Annotated in this window: 6 protein-coding genes and 1 pseudogene; 3 read left to right on the top strand and 4 right to left on the bottom strand. The window is 70.8% G+C overall.

Translation table 11 applies throughout. The features are described from left to right. Positions 1–21 precede the first annotated feature (21 nt). Positions 22–753, bottom strand: coding sequence for an esterase/lipase family protein (locus EAO73_RS25645; protein ID WP_147973949.1), 732 nt, complete (start codon positions 751–753; stop codon positions 22–24). A gap of 216 nt (positions 754–969) precedes the next feature. On the opposite strand from EAO73_RS25645, the gene EAO73_RS25640 reads away from it, so the two are divergent. Next, positions 970–1,716, top strand: a complete 747-nt coding sequence (locus EAO73_RS25640) for a DUF1838 family protein (protein WP_147973948.1) — start codon at positions 970–972, stop codon at positions 1,714–1,716. An 18-nt stretch (positions 1,717–1,734) separates the two neighbouring features. Here the strand turns inward: EAO73_RS25640 and EAO73_RS25635 are convergent, their stop codons facing one another. After that, entirely contained in the window at positions 1,735–2,373 is a 639-nt protein-coding gene (locus EAO73_RS25635; protein WP_147973947.1) for a LysE family translocator, read from the bottom strand. 283 nt (positions 2,374–2,656) lie between these two features. Between EAO73_RS25635 and EAO73_RS25630 the strand changes: the two genes are divergently transcribed. Next, positions 2,657–5,851 (top strand): TIM-barrel domain-containing protein, encoded by a 3,195-nt coding sequence (locus EAO73_RS25630; RefSeq protein WP_147973951.1) that lies wholly within the window; start codon positions 2,657–2,659, stop codon positions 5,849–5,851. Positions 5,852–5,913: 62 nt separating this feature from the next. Here EAO73_RS25630 and EAO73_RS25625 read toward each other — a convergent pair whose 3' ends face one another. Continuing rightward, positions 5,914–6,285, bottom strand: coding sequence for a winged helix-turn-helix transcriptional regulator (locus EAO73_RS25625; RefSeq protein ID WP_147973946.1), 372 nt, complete (start codon positions 6,283–6,285; stop codon positions 5,914–5,916). A gap of 83 nt (positions 6,286–6,368) precedes the next feature. Between EAO73_RS25625 and EAO73_RS25620 the strand changes: the two genes are divergently transcribed. After that, on the top strand, positions 6,369–7,277 hold the full coding sequence (locus tag EAO73_RS25620; protein ID WP_147973945.1) for an NAD(P)-dependent oxidoreductase: 909 nt from the start codon (positions 6,369–6,371) through the stop codon (positions 7,275–7,277). Between the two features lie 15 nt (positions 7,278–7,292). On the opposite strand, the pseudogene EAO73_RS36100 reads toward EAO73_RS25620, so the two are convergent. Beyond that, a pseudogene (locus EAO73_RS36100) lies at positions 7,293–7,960 on the bottom strand (Tellurium resistance); the annotation flags it as partial.

Genomic DNA, 7,960 nt, shown 5'->3' with positions numbered 1-7,960 from the left:
ACCCGTCCGGGTCGCGCGGGGTCAGGAGGCGATGAACCGCGCGACCTGGCCGAGGACGACCGTGTCCGCCAGGTACCCGATGTGGTTCTGGCAGACCACGTTGTTGTTCGTCGCACCGCTCAGACGGGTGCTGGTGTACGGGAGGATGACCCCGTCGCACGCGGAGTACCAGGTGGCGTACTTGGTGTCGCCCGGGGTCTCGTCCCCGGAGGTGATCTGGGAGATGAACGAGGAGCCGGGGTACATCTGCTGGCACGTCGTGTAGATCAGGCAGGCGCCGGCGTACGTGGTGCCGTGGTTGGCGCCGGCGATGGAGGCGAGGTGGCTGACGCTGCTGTTTCCGCCCAGCACCTTCAGGTAGTACTGGCTGACCAGACCGCCCATGGAGTGGTTGACGATCGCGACCTTGCTCGCGCCGGTCCGGGACTTCACGTCGTTGACGAAGGCGGCGAGGCCCTGGGCGTTGGTGATGTTGTTGCCGTAGGAGTCGTACTCGTACGCGAACAGGTCGGAGCCGGACCAGCCGTTGAGGCGGAAGACGCTCATGGCGGTGACCCAGTTGGAGGCGCTGCCCGTGTAGCCGTGGACGAAGACGACCGGGGTGCTGGTCGACAGCGGTTGCACGGCGGCCGCGCGTGCGGCCGGGGCGGACGTCTCGGCGGCACCGGCCGTGGACGCCGGGGAGAAGAGGGTGAACGCGACCGTGACGGCCGCGAGAACGCCGAGGAGGCGGCGCGGTGAACGACGACGCATGGAGCACTCCTGAGGGGATGCGGGGATGGGGCTGCCTGCCCGCACAAGGTTCCGGGCCCCGGGCGCCCACGCCATCGGCTAATTCACCGGTCTTCGGGCCCCGGGAGCGGGTGCTCCGTGACAGCCGGGGCCGGAGAGCGGCGGTTTTCGGCCGTTCGGGCCCGGGACGTGGTGTTCCGCCACCGGCCGGCGCGCCTCTCGCGCAGAGTGCTGCGTATGACGACACCCGCCGATCTGCTCCGCCTGCTCGCCCGCACCCGGGCCTCGCTCGACGGTGAGGAGGTCACGTACTGGTGGTCGGGCGATGTGTACGCATGGGCTCCCGACCAGCCCTACCAGCGCCTCTTCGGCTTCGAGGGGGTCAATGTGGCCCGCCTCGTCCAGGATCCCGATGCGGGGCCGGATGCCTGTCAACTGCTCACGCGTGAGGCCGCCTTCTACCTGGATCCGCAGAGCAGGGAGATCCTGGAAACCTGGCAGGACCTGCCGGTGGTGCACGTCTGGAACGACCCGGCCAACCAGAAGTGGCGGCCCTTCCCGGTGCCCATGACGGAGCTGGGCGCGCAGGTGTGCTTCAGCCTGGAGATCCCGCTGTCCTACCCGTCGCCGCTGTCTGTCGCGCAGTACCCCCGGCACTCGTCCGGGGACACGTACCGGGCGCTGGAGCTCTTCCAGTTCTTCGCCGACCGGACGGACCTGGCCGGTCCGGCGCCCAGTGTGCCCGCGACCATGTCGTGGACCCGGATGTCCCCGTGGCTGCCGTGGATGGCCCGGGGCCAGGCACCCGGCGGGCTGACCTTCCACTGCCGGGGCCGGAAGCTCGGCTCGTACGGTGAGGTGCCCGAGCGCACCCGTGCCTACATCGCCGACCGGCACCCGGAGTTCGCGCACGCGCCGGAGCGGTGGAGCGAGCCGAACGAGACCAGCTGGACGTACTTCCGCAGGCTCAACCCCCCGGCGTAGCGGGGCACGGGGCCCGGCTCAGTCCTTGCGGCCCGTCGCGGCGATGGTGACACCGAGGCCGATCATGGTGAGCCCGCCGACGCCACCGACGAGCGAGAGCCGCCGGGGCGAGCGGGCGAACCAGTCGCGTCCCGTCGCCGCGACCAGCCCCCAGACGCTGTCGCAGGTCAGCGCGATCAGGTTGAACACCAGGCCCAGCACCAGCATCTGGACCATGACGTGCCCCTGGGCCCGGTCGACGAACTGCGGCAGCACCGCCGCGAAGAACACGATGGTCTTCGGGTTCGCCACTCCGACGGCGAACCCCTCCCACAGCGTGCGCAGACCGCCCCGCGCGCTCGGTCCGGCCGTGAACGCGGCCTGGAGCGAGCCCCGTTGGCGCCACGCCCTGACGCCCAGGTACACCAGGTAGGCGGCGCCCGCCAGCTTCAGGAAGGTGAAGACGAGGACGGAACGTTCCACGACCGCCCCGAGGCCGAGCGCCACGGCCATGATGAGGACGTACGCCCCCAGCGTGTTGCCCACCACCGTGGTCAGAGCGGTGCGGCGGCCCTGCGCCAGGGCGCGGCCGATCACGAACAGCACGCTGGGGCCGGGAATCACGATCAGCAGGAACGACATGGCGGCGAAGGCCAGTACACGGTCGGAGGACACCATGCGGCACATGTAAGCACGCGGTGTGCCGGCCCCACAGCCGAATTCCGGGCGGGCCCTGATCGCCACCGGCTCGGCATTCCTGTCGGCCTTATGGACACCGGGCCAGGGCCGTGCTCTCATGCCACTTGCACTTTTCCAACGATGCACAAAGAGCGGTGCGCTGCGGGCGGGCGGACCGGTCGGCGTGAGAGCGGAGTCGCACATGAGACCTCCATCCGCGAGGCGGGCGGGAGGGCTGAGGCGGTGGATCGGTGCCGCCGCCGTCCTCGGTACCGCCGCGGCCATGACCGTGACGGGCACGGCCGGCCCGGCGTCGGCGGGCGGTGCGCCCAGCCGCCGGATCCCGACCCTCACGTCCGGCGATGCCCGGTTCCAGATCCTGTCGCCCACGCTGATCCGGACCGAGTACGCGGGGGACGGCAAGTTCACCGACGAACCGACGTTCAACGCCATCGGCCGGGGCTCCTTCGCCCCGGCGGCGTACACCGCGAAGACCTCGGGCGGCTGGCTCACCCTCACGACGAGCGCGGTCACCCTGCGGTACAAGGTCGGCTCCGGGCCGTTCGACGCGAGCAACCTCTCGGTGCGGCTCGACGCCGGCGACTCCCCCGTGACGGTGTCGCCCTGGCACCGCCTCACCTGCGCCCCGGGTGCGCTCTGCGAGGCCGAGAGCCTGCGGGCGGGCGGGGTCTCCGTGGCGTCCGACCACCGCGGCTACACCGGAGCCGGATTCGCCGCCGGCTTCGAGAGCACCGGCGCCTCCCTGGCTTCTGACATCGATGTCACAAGCGCGGGCACGTACCGGTTCGCGGTGCGGTACGCCAACGCGCGCGGCGGCGACGGCCAGACGAAGCCGCGCACGCTCACCGTGTCCGTCGACGGAGGGGCCGGGCAGCAGGTGACCCTGCCGCCGACGGCGGACTGGGACAGCTGGGACGTCGCCTCCGCCGGGGTGCGGCTGGACGCCGGGCACCACACGGTCGCGCTGACCCGCGCAGCCGCGGATTCCGGCAGCGTCAACGTCGACAGCGTCGCGCTGCTCGGCGAGGGCGAGGCGTTCCCGCCCGCGTCCACCGCGGCGATCGCCGACTGCCGGTTCGGGGTGAGCTGCGAGGCGGAGGCCGGGCGCATCGGCGGCACGGCGGCCGCCGCGACCGATCATCAGGGCTTCGCCGGCAACGGCTTCGTCGCGGAACTCAACCAGGGCTCCTCGCTGACGACGCACATGGTGGAGGTCCCTTCGGACGGCACGTACACCCTGCGCGTCCGCTACGCCAACGGGGCGGGCGGCGACGGCCGGCACGAGACGCGCACCGCGACGGTGTCCACGGGCGGCGCCACCGGCACCCTGTCGTTCCCGGCGACGGACGACTGGGACACCTGGTCGACGGCCACCCTGCCCGTGCAGCTGAAGGCGGGGGCCAACGACGTCACTCTGAGCTGCCCGGGTGCGGAGAGCTGCCATGTGAACGCGGACACCGTGTCCGTCGCCGCGACCGGCGACCCGGCCCCGCAGCCGCATGTGGCCCTCGGCGGCTACCGGCGCGGCCTCGACGGCGTCACCGGCAACGGCGCCGCCCCCGTCACCACGCCCGGCCTCCTCAACCGGGACGGCTGGTACCTCCTCGACGACACCCCGTCGGCGCTCTACGACACCGCTTCGCGCAAGGTCACCCAGCGCTCCGACCACGGCGGCGGCCCCTACCAGGACGGCTACCTCTTCGGGTACGGGCACGACTACAAACGGGGCCTGACCGACCTGTCCACCCTCACCGGACCGCCCGCGCTGCTGCCTTCCTGGGCGTACGGGGTCTGGTATTCGGAGTACATCGACCGCACCGACGCGGACTACCGGAACACGATCCTGCCGAAGTTCCGGTCCGAGGGCGTGCCGCTGGACGTGCTGGTGACGGACACCGACTACAAGGCCGTGAACGCGTGGAGCGGCTGGGAGATCGACCCGGCCAAGTTCCCCGATCCGAAGGGGTTCTTCGACTGGTCGCAGGCGCAGGGGCTGCACAACACCCTCAATGTGCACCCCAGCATCCTCGCCGCCGATCCGCAGTTCGCGCAGGCCCAGAAGACGGCCAAGGGCAAGCTGAGGAAGGGCGGTTGTGCCGGCGGCGCGGGTGAGGACTGCTACACCTTCGACTTCGGCGACGCCGACCAGCTGAAGGCCTACATGGATCTGCACCGGACCATGGACGAGCAGGGCAACGACTTCTGGTGGCTGGACTGGTGCTGCGACGCGGCGCAGTCGTCGCTGCCGGGCGTGACCCCGGACGCGTGGATCAACCAGCAGTACGCCGACGCCACCGGCGAGCACCTCGACCGGCCGTTCGTCCTCTCGCGCGCCTACGGTTCGCTCCAGGCCGCCGGTTACAGCGGTCAGCAGTCGGTGCCCACCGGCCCCTGGGCGGACAAGCGCACCACCGTCCACTTCACCGGCGACACGTCCTCCACCTGGGGCACCCTGAAGTTCGAGGTGGGCTACACACCGGCGGAGGCCGCGGCGACGGGAATGGCCAACGTCACCCATGACATCGGCGGCCACAACGACACGACGGGCCTCAAGGGCTCGGAGACGTACACCGACGGCGGCGGCACGCACACCACGACGAAGCTGCCCGACGACCTGTACGCGCGGTGGGTGCAGTTCGGCACCTTCCAGCCCGTCGACCGGCTGCACAGCAACCACAGCGACCGGCTGCCCTGGCAGTACGGCGCGGAGGCATCGGCGTCCGCAAGCAAGTTCCTCAACCTCCGGGAGAAGCTGCTGCCCTATACGTACACGCTCGCGGAGGAGGCGAACCGGACCGGTGTGCCGATCGTCCGGCCGATGTATCTGGAGTACCCGGAGGAGCAGCAGGCGTACACGACCGCCGGCAGCGAGTACTTCTACGGCTCCGACATGCTGGTCGCACCGGTCACGACGCCCGGCACGTCCACGAAGACGTCGGTGTGGTTCCCGCCGGGACGGTGGACCGACTACTTCACCGGCAGGACGTACGAGGGCGGCACCACCCAGGACGTGACGACCACGCTGGACACGATGCCGGTGTTCGTCAGGGCCGGTGCGATCGTGCCGGGCCGCACGCGGGACGTCGCCCACGACGGGGCGGCCGGCGCGGACGATCTCACCCTCACGATCGCCCCGGGCGGCCCGGGTTCCTTCCAGTTGTACGAGGACGACGGGGGTGCTGCGGGCAAGGCCCGGAGCGCGACGACGAAGGTCTCGTACAGGGAGGCGGGCGGGCGCCACACGGTGACGGTCGGAGCGGCGAAAGGGTCCTTCCGGGGGCAGCCGCAGAAGCGCACGTGGACCCTGTCGGTCCGGGCGGACCACGCGCCCCGGCAGGTCACCGCGAGCGGTGAACGGCTGTCCGCACGTGCCTACCGCTGGGACGCGGACACCGGGAGGCTGACCATCACCCTGCCGAGTCGCGGCGTCCACAGGGCCGTCACCGTGACCTACTAGGCAGATGTCCGCGAAGTCCCGTGCATGCGACGGGACTTCGCGGACCTGCCGGGCCTGCGGCCTCAGCCCTGCGCGGCCTCGGTGACCACGACCGGTTCGAGGCCTTCACGACGCACCCGTTCGCTCCCCCAGACGCCGAGCGGACCGAGCGCCTCGTTGAGCGCGCGTCCCTGCTCGGTCAGGGAGTACTCCACCCGCGGCGGCACCTCTGCATAGACCTCCCGGTGCACGAGCCCGTCCGCCTCCATCTCCCGCAGGTGCTGCGTCAGCATCTTCTCGCTCACCCCCGGCAAACCACGCCGCAGCTCCGCGAAGCGGCGTACGCCACGGGCTTCGAGCTCCCACAGGATCAGGCCCTTCCACTTGCCGCTCACCACGTCGAGCGCGGCGTCGATCCCGCAGATGTAGGGCCCGCGCCGCGGCGCCTTCGCCATCACTGATCCCCTTACGAAAAGGTAAGTACCGCAGAAAATAGTGGGTACTTCCGAGACTAGCGGCACTCTTCGACCATGGAGGAGTGAACGAACGACGGAACCACACCACCCAGCAGAACAGCCCTGTCACCGTGATCGGGCTCGGCCCGATGGGCCGGGCGATGGCACGCACCCTTCTCACCGCCGGCCACCCGGTGACCGTCTGGAACCGCACCGCCGGCCGGGCCGACGGTGTCGTCGCCGACGGAGCGACGCTCGCGGCGACACCCGAAGAGGCGGTCGCAGCGAGCGGCCTCGTGATCCTCAGCCTCACCGACTACCGGGCGATGTACGACATCCTCGGCGGCGCCACCGAAGCACTCGCCGGCCGGACCCTGGTCAACCTCAGCTCCGACACCCCCGACCGGACCCGCGAGGCGGCCGACTGGGCGGCCGGGCAGGGCGCCGGCTTCCTCGCCGGAGGGGTCATGGTGCCCGCACCGATGGTCGGTACGGAGGCGGCCTTCGTCTACTACAGCGGACCCGAGAAGGTGATGGAGCATCACCGGACCGCGTTGGCCCGGCTCGGAGCGGTGAGGTATCTGGGCGGCGACCCGGGCCTCGCCCAGATGATGTACCAGGCCCAGCTCACGGTCTTCCTCACCGCCCTGTCCGCGTTGCTGCACGCCACCGCGATGCTGGGCAGCGCCGGGATGAAGGCCGTGGAGGCGCTGCCGGAACTGCTCTCCTCCGCCGACTCGATCAGCGACATCCTGAGAGCCGGCGAAGAGCGGCCGGGCGCCGCACTCGACGCCGGAGAGCATCCCGGCCACCTCAGCACGGTCACCATGATGGGTGCGACGGCCGACCACATCGTCGAGACCAGCAGGGCGCTCGGTCTCGACCCGGCGCTCCCCCTGGCCGTGCGGGCCCACTACCGGCGCGCGATCGCGGACGGCCACGGCGGTGACAACTGGACCCGCATCATCGACGGCATCCGCGCACCGCGCTGACGCACCGGCCGCCCCTCAGTCCTTGCTGGCCGACTGCCAGGACAGGCCCCAGTTGTATTCGAGGTCCGCGGCCTGCTGCTTGAAGATGCCGGGCGGCAGGATGATGTACTTCGCCTCCCGCCGCACGATGAGTTCCCCGCCGATGTTCTCGATGAGGGCGAGGGCCGCCACCGGTGAGGGAACCGTGCACTCGTCGAGCAGTACCTCGATCGGGGGGCCGACGGGCGGGTAGAGCGTGGCCACACCGTGCAGGCCGGCGAAGCTCGACGCGCCGGAGTAGATCACCACGAACACCAGGAGGCGCTTGATCTCCGAGGCGTGGTCCAGGTTGATCGTGAGGTTCTCACCGGATTCGCTGCCGCCGGTCCGGTCGTCGTTGTCCAGCTGGACGTAGGGCTCCTGGTGGAACGAGCCGAACTGGTTGTTGATGGGGTGGACGATCCCGCTCGCCCCGTTCTGCAGCTCCCACAGGCAGGAGAGGTCGAGGTCGACGTCCTCCAGCCGGACGGCGTCGCGGCCCTTGTTCATCCAGCCGCGCGGAGGCGTGCGGGCGCTCCAGGTGAGGTTGACCCGCATCGCACCGGAGGTGGCGCCCTGTTTGGTGAGCGAGACCGAGGGCGCCGACTTGGTCAGCGTGATCTTGGACAGCCGCACGGGCTGTACGGGTGCGGGCGGCGGGGGCG

This window comes from Streptomyces sp. col6, assembly GCF_008042035.1.
Taxonomy (GTDB): Bacteria; Actinomycetota; Actinomycetes; order Streptomycetales; family Streptomycetaceae; genus Streptomyces.
The sequence above is the reverse complement of the archived record's forward strand: the minus strand, read 5'-3'. Positions and strand labels throughout refer to the sequence as shown.